At 47.5% G+C, this 16198-nt stretch carries 17 protein-coding genes and 1 tRNA gene; 13 read left to right on the top strand and 5 right to left on the bottom strand.

Going from position 1 to position 16198, the window contains the following annotated elements:
- Positions 1 to 752 (top strand): EmmdR/YeeO family multidrug/toxin efflux MATE transporter (locus M979_RS09415; protein ID WP_074388639.1); only part of this gene is annotated, 752 nt, incomplete at its 5' end.
- Between the two features lie 314 nt (positions 753 to 1066).
- On the top strand, positions 1067 to 2584 hold the full coding sequence (locus tag M979_RS09410) for an AbgT family transporter (RefSeq protein ID WP_157093220.1): 1518 nt from the start codon (positions 1067 to 1069) through the stop codon (positions 2582 to 2584).
- A gap of 98 nt (positions 2585 to 2682) precedes the next feature.
- On the opposite strand, the gene M979_RS09405 is transcribed toward M979_RS09410, so the two are convergent.
- Positions 2683 to 3594, bottom strand: a complete 912-nt coding sequence (locus M979_RS09405) for a LysR family transcriptional regulator (RefSeq protein ID WP_064554644.1) — start codon at positions 3592 to 3594, stop codon at positions 2683 to 2685.
- 110 nt (positions 3595 to 3704) lie between these two features.
- Here M979_RS09405 and M979_RS09400 point away from each other — a divergent pair, with 110 nt between their 5' ends.
- From M979_RS09400 to M979_RS09385, 4 genes are all read left to right on the top strand, one after another.
- Positions 3705 to 4712, top strand: a complete 1008-nt coding sequence (locus M979_RS09400; protein WP_064554642.1) for a zinc-binding alcohol dehydrogenase family protein — start codon at positions 3705 to 3707, stop codon at positions 4710 to 4712.
- 27 nt (positions 4713 to 4739) lie between these two features.
- The gene (nfsB, locus tag M979_RS09395; RefSeq protein WP_064554641.1) at positions 4740 to 5393 is read left to right on the top strand and encodes an oxygen-insensitive NAD(P)H nitroreductase; all 654 of its coding nucleotides are present in this window, start codon (positions 4740 to 4742) and stop codon (positions 5391 to 5393) included.
- A gap of 2 nt (positions 5394 to 5395) precedes the next feature.
- A complete protein-coding gene (locus tag M979_RS09390; protein ID WP_064554640.1) occupies positions 5396 to 5698 on the top strand; it encodes a putative quinol monooxygenase in 303 nt (100 codons plus the stop codon).
- A gap of 121 nt (positions 5699 to 5819) precedes the next feature.
- Positions 5820 to 6002 carry a hypothetical protein gene (locus M979_RS09385; protein ID WP_064554639.1) on the top strand — a complete coding sequence of 61 codons (183 nt, stop codon included), beginning with the start codon at positions 5820 to 5822 and terminating at the stop codon, positions 6000 to 6002.
- Between the two features lie 101 nt (positions 6003 to 6103).
- Here the strand turns inward: M979_RS09385 and M979_RS09380 are convergent.
- Both M979_RS09380 and mtfA read right to left on the bottom strand, forming a co-directional pair.
- A tRNA-Asn gene (locus tag M979_RS09380) sits at positions 6104 to 6179 on the bottom strand.
- A gap of 100 nt (positions 6180 to 6279) precedes the next feature.
- Positions 6280 to 7077, bottom strand: a complete 798-nt coding sequence (mtfA, locus tag M979_RS09375) for a DgsA anti-repressor MtfA (protein WP_064554638.1) — start codon at positions 7075 to 7077, stop codon at positions 6280 to 6282.
- A gap of 824 nt (positions 7078 to 7901) precedes the next feature.
- Here mtfA and drpB point away from each other — a divergent pair.
- The 3 genes from drpB to M979_RS09360 all read left to right on the top strand — a co-directional run bounded on the left by drpB (position 7902) and on the right by M979_RS09360 (position 10464).
- Positions 7902 to 8138, top strand: coding sequence for a cell division protein DrpB (gene drpB / locus M979_RS09370; RefSeq protein ID WP_064512143.1), 237 nt, complete (start codon positions 7902 to 7904; stop codon positions 8136 to 8138).
- Positions 8139 to 8242: 104 nt separating this feature from the next.
- A complete protein-coding gene (locus tag M979_RS09365; RefSeq protein ID WP_064554637.1) occupies positions 8243 to 8947 on the top strand; it encodes a phosphohydrolase in 705 nt (234 codons plus the stop codon).
- A 98-nt stretch (positions 8948 to 9045) separates the two neighbouring features.
- Positions 9046 to 10464, top strand: coding sequence for a DNA cytosine methyltransferase (locus M979_RS09360; protein ID WP_064554635.1), 1419 nt, complete (start codon positions 9046 to 9048; stop codon positions 10462 to 10464).
- Between the two features lie 61 nt (positions 10465 to 10525).
- Here M979_RS09360 and M979_RS09355 read toward each other — a convergent pair whose 3' ends face one another.
- Complete coding sequence (locus M979_RS09355; RefSeq protein ID WP_064554633.1) at positions 10526 to 11044, bottom strand: hypothetical protein; 519 nt, start codon at positions 11042 to 11044, stop codon at positions 10526 to 10528.
- A 444-nt stretch (positions 11045 to 11488) separates the two neighbouring features.
- Between M979_RS09355 and M979_RS09350 the strand changes: the two genes are divergently transcribed.
- Complete coding sequence (locus M979_RS09350) at positions 11489 to 11989, top strand: very short patch repair endonuclease (RefSeq protein ID WP_064554631.1); 501 nt, start codon at positions 11489 to 11491, stop codon at positions 11987 to 11989.
- Here M979_RS09350 and yedA read toward each other — a convergent pair whose 3' ends face one another.
- A complete protein-coding gene (yedA, locus tag M979_RS09345) occupies positions 11990 to 12907 on the bottom strand; it encodes a drug/metabolite exporter YedA (RefSeq protein WP_064554629.1) in 918 nt (305 codons plus the stop codon).
- Between the two features lie 205 nt (positions 12908 to 13112).
- On the opposite strand from yedA, the gene M979_RS09340 reads away from it, so the two are divergent.
- The 3 genes from M979_RS09340 (at position 13113) to dgcQ (ending at position 16196) form a co-directional block, all read left to right on the top strand.
- On the top strand, positions 13113 to 14027 hold the full coding sequence (locus tag M979_RS09340) for a DUF808 domain-containing protein (protein WP_064554627.1): 915 nt from the start codon (positions 13113 to 13115) through the stop codon (positions 14025 to 14027).
- A 92-nt stretch (positions 14028 to 14119) separates the two neighbouring features.
- Positions 14120 to 14299, top strand: coding sequence for a YodC family protein (locus tag M979_RS09335; RefSeq protein WP_064554625.1), 180 nt, complete (start codon positions 14120 to 14122; stop codon positions 14297 to 14299).
- A 220-nt stretch (positions 14300 to 14519) separates the two neighbouring features.
- The gene (gene dgcQ / locus M979_RS09330; protein WP_245164695.1) at positions 14520 to 16196 is read left to right on the top strand and encodes a cellulose biosynthesis regulator diguanylate cyclase DgcQ; all 1677 of its coding nucleotides are present in this window, start codon (positions 14520 to 14522) and stop codon (positions 16194 to 16196) included.
- The last annotated feature ends 2 nt before the right edge of the window (positions 16197 to 16198 follow it).

Here is a 16198-nt window from a genome sequence, read left to right as displayed (position 1 = left end):
TTGGTTTCGTTTATGTGCTGGTGATTGGTTTTGCTCCTTCTTTACGTATCTCGCTAAAAAGCTATTTCCGTCCGCTCAAAGTGGGCATTTTGTGGGAAGTACTGGGGATTGGTATTCCGGCGAGCATTGAGTCGGTGTTGTTTAATGCAGGGAAATTACTCACGCAAATGTTTGTCGCCGGAATGGGGACAAACGTGATTGCCGGTAACTTTATCGCGTTCTCCATTGCGGCATTAATTAACTTACCCGGTAATGCCCTGGGTTCAGCGTCCACCATTATTGTCGGCAAGCGACTGGGTAAAGGGCAAATTGGCCAGGCCGAACGGCAACTGCGCCATGTGTTCTGGCTCTCCACTCTTGGCCTGACGATAATCGCCTGGGGGACCGCGCCTTTCGCCGGATTGATGGCCTCGTTCTATACCCACGAAGATGATGTTAAAGAAGTCGTCAAAATACTCATTTGGCTGAATGCTGCGTTTATGCCGATTTGGGCAGCGTCATGGGTATTACCTGCCGGGTTGAAAGGGGCGCGTGACGCCCGTTTTGCAATGTGGGTTTCCATGGCGAGCATGTGGGGTTGCCGCGTGGTTGCAGGCTACACATTAGGGATTGTGTTGGGGATGGGCGTGGTCGGTGTCTGGATGGGTATGTTCTTCGACTGGACGGTGCGCGGCGTGTTGTTCTACTGGCGAATGGTCAGTGGGCGCTGGCTAAAAAAATACCCGCGTCTTAAAAAAGAGCCGCTTTCGTAAGGTGGACTGAGTGGATGCTGTTTTTACTCATCCACTCTATAAAACCGTTTACCCAATGTTAATAGTGATGTTCTGGAAGTTTTTGGCGTTTTTTGTTCTGCATTACTCCTGTTATCCAAACTCATTGTATGGCTTTCAATCAAATTCTTGATATCTATCACTCTGCTATGTCTCGTTTTTACTAGTAACGTAAAGTTACTGGCTGTGAATTATTCTAAAATGTTATTAATTGCGGCAAGCAATGACTTTTATGAATGTAACAGGAAGACGAGGTAATAATGAGCACAACGACAAGGAACACGGAAGGTCGTCTAATGACAGGGTTTCTCAACGCTGTTGAGAAAGCAGGAAACAAATTACCCGAACCCGCTTTAATCTTTTTCTATTTTTTACTGGTAGTTATGGCACTCTCCGCGGTGCTCTCTTCCGTCAATTTTGATGTAGTCAATCCGGTTACCAATGAAGCCGTCAGAATTAATAACCTGCTTTCGCCTGAGGCGCTGACTGTCACACTTTCTTCAATGGTCACTACCTTCACCGGTTTTGCTCCGTTGGGAATCGTGCTGGTGGCGATGTTAGGTGTGGGTGTGGCAGAAAGCTCAGGCTTTATTAATACCGGCCTGAAAAAAATGCTTCGTGTTACGCCGAAAAAACTGCTGACTCCGATGATTATTTTCGTCGCAATGTTCAGCCACGTAGCAGCCGATGCCGGCTATGTGCTGGTTATTCCATTGGGCGCGATTATCTTTATGTCTGCTGGACGCCATCCGTTGGCGGGTATTGCGGCGGCATTTGCCGGGGTATCTGGCGGCTTTGCGGCCAATATGGTGCCAACCGGTAACGATGCGTTATTGCAAGGTTTTACCCAAACTGCCGCACAACTGCTGGATGGGACTTATACCGTCAATACCTTGTGTAACCTGTTCTTTGGTATAGGTTCAACAGTAATGATTACCCTGGTTGGTTGGTGGGTGACTGAGCGCATTGTTGAGCCACGCGTGTCAAAACTGGAAATCGACGGCGATTATCAGCATAACGAAGATATGAGCAGCTACACCGTTGCGGAAAGCCGCGGCTTTAAAGCTGCGGGCCTGGTGATGGTTCTGGGGCTCGCAGGGCTTGCCGCTCTGGCATGGCCTGAAACTTCGCTGCTTCGTAGCCCAACTGATGGCTCACTCACCAGTTATGGCGCGCCAATCATGAAATCCATCGTACCGTTGATTTTCCTGATCTTTATTATCCCCGGGATTGTTTACGGTTTTGTCGCTGGTACTTTTAAAAGCGGCAAAGATGTCATCACTGCAATGAATGAATCCATGAGCAAAATGGGTTCCTACATGGTCATGGCCTTCTTCTGTGCCATGTTTATCAAAGCGTTTGGCGATTCCAATATCGGGACGCTGATTGCGCTGGCCGGTGCCGACGTGCTGAAAACAATGGCACTGCCAGGCGAAGCCACCATTATTGGTATGATTCTTTTGACTGCTGTGGTGAACATTCTCATCGGTTCTGCTTCTGCAAAATGGGCGCTGCTTTCACCAATTATGGTGCCAATGCTGATGGCGGTAGGTATCTCCCCTGAGCTGACTCAGGCGGCGTTCCGTATCGGTGATTCCACTACCAACATTATTACTCCGCTGATGGTGTTCTTCCCGCTGGTGGTGGTCTATTGCCAGCGCTACGTGAAGTCCACTGGCGTGGGCACGCTGGTGTCGATGATGATGCCTTACTCGGTGATCTTCTTCGTCTCCTGGAGCATCTTCCTGCTGGTGTGGTGGGCTCTGGGTCTGCCACTGGGCGTGAACGCGCCATATACTTATCCGATTTCGTAACTGTTTATGCAACCGGCTACTTTGTGGCCGGTTTTACGGCTAAATGGTGGATGACGCCTGCGGCTTATCCACCCTATGATTTGTATGTCAGATTCGTATTACTCAGGCATCAGGCTTTGCAACACGTCACAATGCTGTTTCACTGCCTGATGCAACAACCGCACCGTTGCCGAAAGCTGTTTACGATGCGGGCAAATCATATTGAGCGGCACGCTATCACCCTGGTACTGCGGCAGAATAATTTTAAGACGGCCTTCATTCACATCTTCGCTGACATCCAGCCAGGATTTATAAGCAATCCCTTCACCTGCGATCGCTAAACGGCGAATCACTTCGGCATCATCGCTCACCATTGCGCTTTTCATCGCCACATGATGCATGTCGCCATCTAAGCTTAACGTCCATTTGTCGTAAATCCGCCCACGAAGTGCGTAGGTTAACGCGTCATGTTGGGCCAGTTCGCTAATTGTTTTTGGCTCACCGCAGCGCGCGATATACGAAGGTGCAGCCACGACAACTCGTCGATTAAAAGGAGCGAGTGGGAGGGCTACAAACGAGGCGTCATCGTTGTTTCCGTAGCGGAATGCAATATCCACCGGATCTTTGAATACATCGGTAATTTGATCGGAGAACAGAATTTTTAAATGCAGCGCCGGGTGTTCACGACGAAAAGCCTGGAAAACCCAAAGCAACATATTGCGCCCAAGATCTGAAGGTACGGCGATTTGCAACACACCACGCACTTCGTCGGCTGCGGGCTGAATTTGTTCGAATCCGGCCTCAAGGGTTTGCAGTGCAGTGATGGCGTAGGGTAGCCAGGTTTCACCTTCTGGTGTCAACCGCAGGCTACGCGTGGAGCGGGCAAATAAACGCGTATTCAGCGTTTGCTCGAGGCGTTTGATGGCGGTACTGACCTGTGCAGGCTGTAAACCTGCTTCACGTGCAGTCTCACTAAAACTGTTTAAGGCGGCGGCCCTGACAAACAAAGTAAGGTCTTCCAACCTGAGCATTTTAACTCTCCGAGTATAAGTGTTGTTTTCTATGGGCTGTTTTTCGCCTGTAGAACACCTTGTACCATGAGTTCATTCACACGATGAACCCTTTAATCTCTGGAGCAACCATGAAAGCTATCGCGATTACTCAAGCTGCACAAAATGGCACCAATCTGGAATCTCTTAGTGAGATTACTCTACCGACACCGGTCGCTTCAGGGCACGATTTGTTGGTAGAAGTAAAAGCAATATCCGTAAACCCGGTCGATACCAAAGTACGTGCAGGTTTTAAAGCAGACCAGCCGCGGGTGTTGGGTTGGGATGCCGTGGGCGTAGTGGTTGCAACAGGTGAAGCCGTGTCGCTGTTTAAGCCAGGCGATGAAGTATGGTATGCAGGTTCGTTGACTCGCCCTGGAAGTAACAGTGAATACCAACTGGTGGATGAGCGCATTGCCGCGCTGAAACCAAAATCTATTGATAATGCTTCTTCTGCTGCATTGCCATTAACAGCAATCACGGCCTGGGAAATGTTATTTGACCGCCTGGGCGTGACAGAAAACGGTAATGAAAATGATGTGTTGCTGATTGTAGGTGCGGCAGGTGGTGTGGGTTCAATTCTCACGCAACTGGCAAGTAAGCTGACGAAAATCACCGTTATCGGTACTGCTTCACGTCCACAAAGCCAGCAATGGGTTGCGGATTTAGGCGCGCATCACGTTATCGACCATAGCAAGCCATTGACTGAAGAGTTGGCGCGTATTGGTGTGAAAAATGTTACCCATGTTGCAAGCCTCAACCAGACTGACAAACACTACCAGCAACTGATTGAAGTGCTGGCCCCTCAGGGGAAACTGGCGCTGATCGATGACCCGGAAACCCTTGATGCGCGCCCGCTGAAAGTGAAGAGTATTTCGCTGCATTGGGAGTTTATGTTCACTCGTTCCATGTTTGAAACCAGCGATATGATTGAGCAAAACCGCCTGTTGACTCGCGTGGCGACCTTGATAGACCAGGGCGTACTGCAAACGACGCTTGGTGAGCATTTTGGCACTATTAACGCAGCCAACTTGCGCCGTGCCCATGAATTAATTGAAACCAATCGTGCGGTCGGTAAAATCGTGCTCGAAGGCTTCTAATTACATAAAAATCATAGAGAAAACATCATGGACATTATTCAATCAGCAGCATCACGTTACTCAACCAAAGCGTTTGATGCGAGCAAAAAAATTAGCGATGAAAACATCGAGAAAGTGAAGGATTTGCTGCGCCTTAGCCCGTCCAGCACAAACTCACAGCCGTGGCACTTTATTCTGGCAAGCACTGATGAAGCGAAAGCGCGTATTGCCAAAGCAACCTCCGGTTTCTATGTGTTTAATGAGCGCAAAGTGCTTGATGCATCTCATGTTGTGGTGTTCTGTGCGAAAACGGCAATTGATGAAACGCATCTTTCTAAACTGTTGGAACAGGAAAATGCAGATGGCCGTTTTGCCAGCCAGCAGGCGATGGAAGGGCAGCACAAGGGGCGCTCTTATTTTGTAAATATGCACCGTTTTGATTACAAAGACGCCCAGCATTGGATGGAAAAACAAGTTTATCTCAACGTGGGGAATTTCTTGTTAGGCGTATCCACAATGAATATCGATGCTGTGCCGATTGAAGGTTTTGACGCCCGCATTCTGGATGAAGAGTTTGGCCTGCGCGAGAAAGGTTTTACCAGCCTGGTTATCGTGCCAATTGGCTATCGCAGTGCGGAAGACTTCAACGCGGCATTGCCAAAATCGCGTCTTGAGTTCAGCGAAATCTTAACGGAGTGCTAAAAATGTCGGATAACACACTGTCAATCATTGCTGTTCTGAAGGCAAAAGAGGGGCAACAAGATAACCTGAAATCGGCCCTACAAGCGCTGATTGCACCGACGCGACAGGAAGAAGGTTGCCTGGATTACGCGTTGTTCCAGCTTCAGGAAACGCCGGATGTGTTCTATATGCGTGAGTCCTGGAAAGGGCAGGAAGCGCTGGATGCACACATTGCACTGCCACATTTCCAGGCGTTTGTGCAGCAGATGGATGCATTGTTGGCGGAGCCTTTGCAACTGGTTCGTTTGAATGCCGTTGAGCCGTAAGCTCTGCCTGCTTTCTGTAATTTGAGCCACTAAACCAAGGCCGTCACAGTATCTGTGGCGGCCTTTTTTCTATCTTTTAGTGCGGCCATCCTTTCAGGCTCAGCGAGCTGCAAAACCAGGATTGAAAGTCTCACCGGACGAGATAACGGTTATTGCCCAGCGGCCAGCCGGTGCGGTGGTCGGCTATGGCGAGTGGCAAACTTTGCCGGGGCAAGAGACTACTCTGCGCCATTCCACTGTGATATTCAGCAATACGGGTTCTGAGCTGCTCTGGTTACGCTTGCATGAAACCGCAGCGGTGTGAATTCGCGCAGAGCGAGAATAATAAGCAGATGAAAAGGGGAGAATGAGCAGACGTAATAGAACAAAAAGCCCGCTTAGTTTCCTAAGCAGGCTTCTTAAATTTGGCTCCTCTGACTGGACTCGAACCAGTGACATACGGATTAACAGTCCGCCGTTCTACCGACTGAACTACAGAGGAATCGTTTGAACGAGGCAAATAGTAACGTCACGTTCAAAAAGAGTCAACGACAAAAATAACGTATTGATTCAAATGGCTAATTTAAAATCAACTTGTTGAATTAATGCACCGTATTTCCATTGGATGCCTCAATGTTTTCACTCTCACGTAACCGTAATAACGGGTCTTGACCATAAAACTGGCAAAAACGTTGATAAAGTGAAGGAAAACGAGGCGCGAAAAGCTCCGGGGCACTAAAAAAATACTCGGAGAGCACGGCGAAACATTCTGCCGGTTCAGATGCTGCGTAGGCATCAATACTTGCTGCGTTTTCGCCCACCATATCAATTTCGTCCTGGATGTTACTCATGGCTGCCTGGAGATCGTGTTCCCAGCCCGCGACATCGCGCAGTGCTATTAATGGAACGCCGCTCGCACGATCGCCATTACGCATATCCAGTTTATGAGCCACTTCGTGGAAGACCAGATTAAAGCCGGAAGCATCGAACGAATCCTGCACATCGAGCCAGTTCAGAATGATGGGGCCTTGCTGCCAACTTTGCCCAGACTGCACAACGCGCTGGTTATGGACCAGTCCAATGTCGTCTTCCCATTCATCATCCACCACGAATGGGGCAGGGTAGACGAGGACTTCATGAAAACCATCCAGCCACTCGATACCAAGTTCAAGTACCGGCAAACAAAAGAGTAACGCGATCCGTGCGCTTTTTAGTTCATCAAGTTCGAATCCTTGCAAAGGCACCAGCCGTTTTTGCTGTAAAAAACGGTCAGCCAGACGGACCAGTTTTTCTTGCTCGGCAGTCGTGAGCGTTGCCAGAACCGGAATGGCTAAAGCCTGCTCCCACGGCAATACCGTGACAGCGGATGAATCATTTGATTTCCAGGGCCACTTAATCATGTTACTCGCTCGCAAAGTCATCTCTTGAACGGAAAACTACTATACCGTGACTGTGAAAATGCCGCACTAGTGAGGCACATGGCAGCGACCAGAACAGGACCGCCGAGAGAAGGGATGTACCCTATATCTCTGTGTCATTATTCAAACACTTACCACTTTTCCTTTCAACGACGCGGGTCACAGCTTGCGCGGGAAGGGTTAAAATTATTTCTATCCTCAATGTTTGTAGTAGAAATATATTGATCAGCTATATGAACGCATGTTCCGGGGAGAGAAACCCGGAAAGCCAGGGATAGCGGTTTTGCTCCGGGTGAGGCAGTTGCCAGACTGCATCTTTAGTCTTAGCACGTGATGGACGAGCATACAGATATTCGAGGTCTGATTAGTATTATTATCGATACTTATTGTCTGCAGTTTTATAATCCAAAATCTCTTTTTGTCTTATCTCTCTCTTTTAATTTAACCCGGTAAACTAAGAACTGATATTTTTGAAGGCACTCATAATGTGTGTTGTTGTTTTTACTGGAGCTTTAATACGGGTAGGAATTGCTTTGGTGTGTGTATCTGGAACTGCCTGGCTATTAAGTTAAGAGTGTCTAAAATTACATATTTATAAAACCGCTCAATAAATGATCTGATGTTTGTGGGTTGTTAATTTGATGAGGAATGACATGATATATTACAATTTTAAGAATCATCCTAATTAAAAACAGCTATTTCATGCTGTTAAAAAACAATGAAAATGTGATAAAAATCACGCTCATGGAGATGCTCACTTATCGCAATTCTTCAGCTAATTAATTGAGGGACATATGTCAGAAGTTATGGACGAAAAACCGACTCGTACTCCGGGCGGAAAATTGGCGCTGTGGTTGTTTTATGGATTTTGCCTGTACACGGTTTGGGCTGTGGTGCGTTACTTTTGGGTTGTCAGCGACGTTACCGGTGGCGATATGGGATCGCTTGGTGGAAAGTTGCTTGGCGCGTTAATGGGGTTATTGGTTCTGGGATCGGTGGCTGCATTATTAGGTGGTTTGGCCTGGTATACGCGGGCCAGGTGAATAAGATCGTGCCAATGTGGTCTGTTGTCAGCGCTTTACTTGCTAATTTTGTGATCTTGTACTCATATTAAGTACCGGGTCCAGCTGCGAAGTGAGGAGTACGTATGCCGATAGCCCACTGGCAAGAGCGTTTTGAAGAGTATTTGCAACACAACTGGTTGCAGGACGATAAAGCCCATGATGTGGCACATTTTCGTCGTGTATGGAAAACATCACAGCAGATCATGGAAACCACTGAGGCCGATAGGCTGGTGGTGCTAACCGCTTGTTACTTCCATGATATTGTCAACTTGCCGAAGAACCATCCTGAACGTCATCTTGCTTCCACACAGGCTGCTCAAGAGACTTTACGTATTCTGGATGCTCACTTTCCCGACTTTCCGCATCCGTTATACGATGCCGTTGCGCATGCTGTGCGCGCTCATAGCTTTAGCGCCGGGATTGCACCTCAAACACTTGAAGCGAAAATTGTGCAAGATGCCGACCGTCTGGAGTCGTTAGGGGCAATAGGACTTGCGCGGGTTTTCTATACTTCTGGTGCGTTGGGGCGACCACTGTTTGACAGTGAAGATCCACTGGCTTGCCATCGTGAGCTGGATGATGCCACTTATGCCCTTGATCACTTCCAGAAAAAATTACTTAAATTGCCTGATACCATGCAAACCGAGGCAGGGCGCGCGCTTGCTCTTCTTAATGCAGATTTTTTGGTGAATTACATGGCCAAGCTTTGTGCTGAGTTGAAAGGCGATTACTGCGGTATTGAGCAGGACGTTGTGCATCAATTTTCCTCGCAAAAAATTTCTTCCTGAAATTAGATAGATGCCCGCATCGCTTGCGGGCTGTTCCGATTCTCTCTGGGTCAAATCAGTGATAGAGTGACACTCTATTTTCCCTGCTATGGTTCATGATGAACGACTTCGACACTATTGCCGTGCAACTCTCACAACAATCCCTTCGCCAGCAGCAGCAACAATTAGAAGAAGACTACGCACTCGTGAGCCATATTCTGGAAATCTATGACCAGAAGACGGTGGCACACCATTTGCGTCAGGTGAGTGGTGACTGGACTCGTGAATCGCTAAACCGCTGGTTTAACCGTAAATCATCTCCGCGTACTTTGACGCCTGCTGAAAGTGAAATGCTGCAAAGCATGTTGCCGCCATTGCCGGCACATCATGGAAAATATGCATTTAAATTTGTTGATTTATTTGCCGGGATTGGTGGTATTCGTAGCGGCTTCGAAGCAATTGGCGGCCAATGTGTATTTACCAGCGAGTGGAACAAGCATGCGGTGCGTACTTATAAAGCCAACTGGTATTGCAGCCCGGAAGATCATCAGTTTAATCAGGATATTCGTGATGTCACTTTGAGCCATCGTGACGATGTCAGCGATGAAGAAGCTACGGCGCATATTCAGGCAACGATGCCCGATCACGATGTTTTGCTGGCAGGTTTCCCATGCCAGCCTTTCTCTCTGGCTGGGGTGTCGAAGAAGAATGCCTTAGGGCGAGCACATGGCTTTGCTTGTGAAACGCAGGGCACACTGTTCTTCGATGTTGCGCGTATTATTGATGCGAAACGTCCGGCAATTTTTGTGCTCGAAAACGTTAAAAACCTAAAAAGCCATGATAAAGGCAACACCTTCCGTATCATTATGGAAACCCTCGATAGCCTGGGTTATGAGGTGGCTGATGCCGCAATAATGGGGGCGGGGGATCCAAAAATTATTGATGGTAAAAACTTCCTGCCACAACACCGTGAACGTATTGTACTGGTAGGTTTTCGTCGCGACCTCAATCTGCATAAAGATTTCACGTTAACTAAGCTCAGCGAACTATATCCTCAACGCCGCCCAACCTTTGGTGAATTACTGGAACCCTCAGTGGATAGTAAATATATCCTGACGCCTACGCTCTGGAAGTATCTTTATTATTACGCCAAAAAACACCAGGCTAAGGGTAATGGTTTTGGTTATGGACTGGTTGATCCCAAAAACCCAGCAAGTGTCGCCCGCACATTGTCAGCCCGTTATTACAAAGATGGCGCTGAAATACTTATCGATCGGGGATGGGATAAATCTCTTGGGGAAGCGGATTTTGACAACGCAGATAATCAGCTTCGCCGTCCGCGTCGTTTAACGCCCCGTGAATGTGCGCGCTTAATGGGTTTTGAAGCGATTCAAGGTAATGCATTCCGTATTCCGGTTTCGGATACTCAGGCTTACCGGCAGTTTGGTAATTCGGTGGTGGTGCCTGCGTTTGCAGCGGTTGCCAGACTGCTTGAGAGCAGAATAAAACAGGCAGTGAAAAATCGGACTAATAATTAATGAGTAACATTGGGGGCGTGTGGCATTAATACGACCCCAAAGTTACATAAGCACAGAGAGGTTAATCAGTGTGATGTGACATTTTTTTCTCAATGCTAACCCCATATCTGGCGGTTATGATGCCAGTCTGGAATTCCATCGTTTTTATTTGCTCGAAAGCATCATTGCCATCTTTAACATCCATCTCCAGAAGCTGCGCACCCAGCGTGTTAACTAACAGCTCGCCATTTCCTTTATGTTCATAGCTCGCACCTTCAATACAGGATATTGCCGCCAGGCGGTCAAATAGCTGTAAATCTTCGGACAGAAATGCCGTCTCTGTCATTTTCGTGCCGGTTTTATGTTGCCACAAATTGATCATTGCACTGCGATAAGTCTTCGGCGCTACAGTTTTGCAACTCTTCACAATATCAGCATCAAGGATTGCGGCCTGGGAACTGGGGATGGCTTGTCCATCCATGGCTTCATTCCAGCGGGCCATATAATCCTGAGTAATATTATTTTCCGCTTCTCCTGCCCATGTGTTGAATACGCCACTCAACAACAAAGTTGGGATGAATAATGCTTTGTATAGCTTCATGTTATCGTCTTAAACAAGCCCAGTTCGGGCGTAAAAAGTTAATTAGAATATTTGATATAATGAAGAGCTTTTACATGCCAACAAAATAATGCCACTGATGTTAACAACTTAACCTTTTGTTCTTCATAATGGGTGTTGCTGAATATAGATTGCCACTTTAATTCGACAGATCAAAGTTGAAATTATTTCAATAACGGCTAAATGATGCACAAAAATTGATGTATTTTTAGTTGATACATGATGTTAGGAGAATAATTACTGTAGCAGAATGTCCAAAAGTATACATAATTAAATCCTTCGATATTTATTTTTCGCAGCAGGAGTAATTTCACTATTAGATTATTTTTAATTATTCCGAGCAGGGTTATTAATTTTTTATAACGTTTGTTGCGTGGTTGTTGCTAATATTAGGTTGGGTATTAATAATGAGTAAGAGAGCTGCTGATGGTTGATGTGCATAGTAAGGCGATTCGCAGTAAAAATATGCGCGCCATTGCGACGCGTGACACCGCTATTGAAAAACGCTTGTCTGGCTTATTGAGCGAATGTCGGTTTGCATTCCGCGTGCAGGATGCCTTGCTTGCTGGCCGTCCGGATTTCGTCATTGATGAATATCGCTGCGTTATTTTTGCGCATGGCTGTTTCTGGCATCACCACGACTGTTATCTGTTCAAGGTTCCGGCAACTCGCACCGAGTTCTGGCTCGAGAAAATAGGTAAAAATGTGCTGCGCGATAAGCGAGACATACAACTTTTATTGAACGATGGTTGGCGAGTTCTTCTGGTATGGGAATGTTCATTACGTGGGCGTGAAAAACTTAGCGATAGTGCGCTTTGCGAACGGCTTGAAGAGTGGATCTGTAGCGGGGAAAATTTTGCCGAAATTGATGGGCAGGGTATTCATGCCATCACAAATAGCGGGTGGCAAATGCCACCCATGAGTTGATTACTTCTCTACTTCACATGGGATAATTACCGGCTTTGGGGGCAGGAGATATTTCCCAAGTGTAACCAGCACTACCGCAAAGATAATTACACCTAATGCCAACCATTCTATTGGGGATAAACTTTCTCCAGCAAAACCTGTACCCAAAAGCACCGCCACGACTGGGTTAACGTAGGCATAGCTGGTCGCTACCGCAGGTGCAACATTACGAATAAGGTACATATAAGCACTGATCGCAATAATCGAACCAAATAGTGAAAGATAAGCCACCGCCATAAAGCCTGCCGGTGTAGGCATTGCAAACAGGCGTTCGCCCGTTAACGCCGATGCGGCCAGAAGGACCATTCCCGCCGCGAGCATTTCTACCGCGCCAGCCATCAAACCGACAGGTAATTCAATACGCGACCCGTAAACCGAACCAAAAGCCCAGCTCAAAGAGCCAATCAGGATTAACAGCGCGCCCCAGGGATTGCCACTCAGGTTGCCACCACTATTCAGTAGCACGATGCCAGCAAGGCCAATGGCGATTCCGAGCCATTCTAATTTGCGGGTTTGAATGCCGAACAGGCGGCTAAAGCACAAAGTAAAGAGCGGAACCGTTGCGACCATGACAGCAGCAATACCAGACGGAACATGTTGATGTTCTGCGACGGTCACGAAGCCATTGCCAACAGCAAGTAATAATACGCCAATTAACGCGGCATTAAGCATTGGGCGCATTGCGGGTAATTTATGGCCCCGGAGTAATAAAACGCTCATCAACAACACGCCGGCCACCATAAATCGCACACCAGCCATCATAAATGGTGGCCAGCTTTTTACGCCTACGGCGATAGCAAAATAGGTGGAACCCCAGATGATGTACAACGCAAATAATGCTGCAACCAGCGGCAATAACTGACCAGAACGAACGCGCATGTTTCCTCTCTTTACCCTACCTACCACTCGAATTATTTAGGGTAACTAACGCTAATAGAGCTAATAGTTAACGTCAAAACTATCTTTCTGGCGAGGATTTTACTTGTTTGTGGAATGTTAATTTTTATTGACAGATGAGTTTAATATTCGCCAGCCAACTTTTGTTCCATACTATTGAGTAGACAAACAAAAAAGGATGATCATTTTGGCTGGAAGTAGCTTACTAACTTTGCTGGATGATATCGCCACGTTGCTGGACGATATCTCGATGATGGGGAAACTGGCAGCGAAGAAAACTGCCGGGGTATTGGGAGACGATCTATCACTTAATGCACAACAAGTTTCAGGAGTGCGGGCAAACCGTGAGTTGCCAGTGGTGTGGCAAGTCGCGAAGGGTTCGGCCATTAATAAACTGATCCTCGTTCCTCTGGCTCTTATTATTAGCGCTTTTGCACCATGGGCCATCACGCCGCTGTTAATGATTGGCGGCGCATTCCTGTGTTATGAAGGCGTTGAAAAGGTCGTTCACACGCTTCAGGCCCGTAAGCACAAGGAATCACCGGAAGAGCGCCAGAAGCGGTTAGATGATATTGCCGCGCAAGATCCGCTGGTTTACGAAAAAGACAAAGTAAAAGGCGCGATTCGTACCGATTTTATTCTCTCTGCTGAAATTGTGGCGATTACGTTAGGCATTGTCGCCGATGCGCCCTTGCTCAACCAGGTGTTGGTGCTATCGGGGATAGCGCTGGTCGTGACGGTCGGCGTGTATGGCCTGGTGGGAATTATCGTTAAGCTCGACGATCTCGGCTTTTGGCTGGTCGAGAAAACGTCGCTTATCGCGCGCGGGATCGGCAAAGGTTTATTAGTGCTGGCACCATGGTTGATGAAATTCCTGTCGGTTGTCGGCACGCTTGCGATGTTTTTGGTCGGCGGTGGCATTCTGGTCCACGGTATTCCGGTTCTTCATCATGCTATTGAAAACTGGGCTCAAAAAATGGGGGGCGTGGTTCATTTGCTCGGCCCAACTGTAGCAAACCTGATTATCGGTTTTATTATTGGCGCCATTGTGTTGGCAGTGGTTAATGGCATAAACCGTCTGCGTGGGCGCACAGTTCACTAACTTTTTGCGTAAATTTGTGCGGGTTGCCAGGCAAAACCGTAGGTCATTGTCTATAACTGTAGAAGTTTTCACCCCTGATACAGGAGGCAGTTATGGTCTTTGTGGTCAGCGATGAAGTCCAGCCTAAGAATGGTGGCCCAAGGATGATTGTTACCGGGTTTTCCAGCGGGATGGTGGAGTGTCGTTGGTATGATGGTTTTGGTGTAAAGCGCGAGGCCTTCCGAGAGGATGACCTGGCCCCACTGGTAACAGGGGGCAGCTCGCAAGGATAAGCTTAAAATGCCCTGTCATTGAATTGATGGGGCATTTTTATTTCCTGAATACCTTTCGTTTTGAGGGTAATATAATATCCATGAATATATTTACCCTTAGTAATAGTCCTGAGTGGTCATGTATTCTCTACTTATAAGAACCGACCCATGCCATGGGAAAGTCATGGTTACGGCACAATTGACAGATTTTTAGATGATTGCGGTTTCAGGGAGAGTGTCAGTGTTTGGCAATGCAATACAACGCGTGATCAGCCGTTTTAAAAATCCGCAGAAGGTCGTTAACCTTTGTTTTATATTTGTATTTTTGTTCTCCACCGTGCTGACATGGCGAGAGGCTGTGGTACTCGAAGGGGCTTATGTCGCCAACCAGCGCAATAGTCTTGATAGCGTTGCCACCTTGCTTGATAGACAACTTCAGCACAGCATCGACAATCTGCTGTTTTATCGCAATGCGATGCTCTATGCGCTGCAATCACCCATATCCACGGACAGAACCCGTAAATCGCTGGCCGATTTTGATACCTTGCGTAGCCAACCTTTTTGGCAATTACGTCTCGATTTAAACCGCAGTTTGCCGATGAGCGGTGTGTCTGATGAATTTGTCCATGAAAGCCCATTACTAGACCGTGATGAAAAAACGCTTCATTCAGAGTTGAGTTCGGCGCTGGAATTAAGCTACATCATGCGCTTATCAGACCGTTCTGGAACAATGCCTCAGCGCATGTTCTATGCATCGCGCAGCGGGTTCTTTTTGACCAACACGCCACCTGCTAATGATCCTGGTATTGTCTCGCTCTATTACCGCTTAATAGCCCGGCCCTATTTTTCCTCACAGTCCCAGCAAAATAACCCGCAACGCGCTTTGAAGTGGACGCACACGTTTAACCCTGACACGGCATCGGGTCAGATTGTTACCGCCTCGGTACCACTGGATTTTAATGGCCGCTGGTATGGTGTGCTGGCTCTCGATTACCCAATCAACTCGCTACATAGTTTTCTACAGCAAGCAAAGTATGACGACCATGAAGGTACCGTCTTGCTCTACGATAACGAACTTAATCCAATAGCGAGTTCTTTGGGGGAGTTGCCGACGCATTCGTTGTTTACGGCCCCGCAACTGGCGCAAATCGCCAACGTGGTGACCTCAGCCAAACAGGGGGCTCAGGGTGAAATTCGTATGGACAGCCGTTTTATCACCTGGGCTAAGCTGAGTAACTTTGATGGCCTGCTGATAAAGGTTCACACGCTGGAAGAAGGAGTTCAGGGTGAATTTGGTCGTATTAGTATTGTACTGAGCGTGCTGTGGTTGTTGTTCACACTCATGCTATTTGCGTCGTGGATTGTGATTCGCCACCTGGTCACTAATATGTTTAGCCTCCAACAGACGCTCTCCTGGCGTGCTAATTACGACACGCTTACCCGGTTGTACAATCGTGGTGCTTTCTTCGAAATGGCGCGTAAATTATCGCAAGAGTGTGAGCAGCAAGGTTTACCGTTCTCGGTTATTCAGATGGACCTTGATCTCTTCAAAAGCATAAACGACAGGTTTGGCCATAGTAGTGGTGACAAAGTGCTTATCCATGCGGCAGCGATGCTCAGTGATGCGTTTCGTACGGGAGATATTGCCGGACGAGTAGGTGGTGAGGAGTTTTGTATCGTACTGCCTGATACCTCGCTTGAAGAAGCAACAAAAGTAGCTGAACGCATTAGAGTTCGTATTAATAGTAAAGAATTACTGTTAAAGCAGGGCAATACGGTAAGGATTAGCGCATCGTTTGGCGTCAGTAGTGCCGCCGAATTTAGCGATTACGATTTCGAACGTCTCCAGACATACGCTGACCATCGCCTGTATAAAGCGAAGCAGGGGGGGCGTAATCAGGTGTGTAATCACGATTAAAT

This window comes from Buttiauxella noackiae ATCC 51607 (assembly GCF_001654865.1).
GTDB lineage: Bacteria > Pseudomonadota > Gammaproteobacteria > Enterobacterales > Enterobacteriaceae > Buttiauxella > Buttiauxella noackiae.
This window is presented reverse-complemented; position numbering and strand designations above follow the sequence as displayed.

Coding starts and splice junctions, on each gene's coding strand:
- M979_RS09410 (WP_157093220.1), top strand. CDS start 1,067: ATGACAGGGTTTCTCAACGCTGTTGAGAAAGCAGGAAACAAATTACCC.
- M979_RS09405 (WP_064554644.1), bottom strand. CDS start 3,594: ATGCTCAGGTTGGAAGACCTTACTTTGTTTGTCAGGGCCGCCGCCTTA.
- M979_RS09400 (WP_064554642.1), top strand. CDS start 3,705: ATGAAAGCTATCGCGATTACTCAAGCTGCACAAAATGGCACCAATCTG.
- nfsB (WP_064554641.1), top strand. CDS start 4,740: ATGGACATTATTCAATCAGCAGCATCACGTTACTCAACCAAAGCGTTT.
- M979_RS09390 (WP_064554640.1), top strand. CDS start 5,396: ATGTCGGATAACACACTGTCAATCATTGCTGTTCTGAAGGCAAAAGAG.
- mtfA (WP_064554638.1), bottom strand. CDS start 7,077: ATGATTAAGTGGCCCTGGAAATCAAATGATTCATCCGCTGTCACGGTA.
- drpB (WP_064512143.1), top strand. CDS start 7,902: ATGGACGAAAAACCGACTCGTACTCCGGGCGGAAAATTGGCGCTGTGG.
- M979_RS09365 (WP_064554637.1), top strand. CDS start 8,243: ATGCCGATAGCCCACTGGCAAGAGCGTTTTGAAGAGTATTTGCAACAC.
- M979_RS09360 (WP_064554635.1), top strand. CDS start 9,046: ATGAACGACTTCGACACTATTGCCGTGCAACTCTCACAACAATCCCTT.
- M979_RS09355 (WP_064554633.1), bottom strand. CDS start 11,044: ATGAAGCTATACAAAGCATTATTCATCCCAACTTTGTTGTTGAGTGGC.
- M979_RS09350 (WP_064554631.1), top strand. CDS start 11,489: ATGGTTGATGTGCATAGTAAGGCGATTCGCAGTAAAAATATGCGCGCC.
- yedA (WP_064554629.1), bottom strand. CDS start 12,907: ATGCGCGTTCGTTCTGGTCAGTTATTGCCGCTGGTTGCAGCATTATTT.
- M979_RS09335 (WP_064554625.1), top strand. CDS start 14,120: ATGGTCTTTGTGGTCAGCGATGAAGTCCAGCCTAAGAATGGTGGCCCA.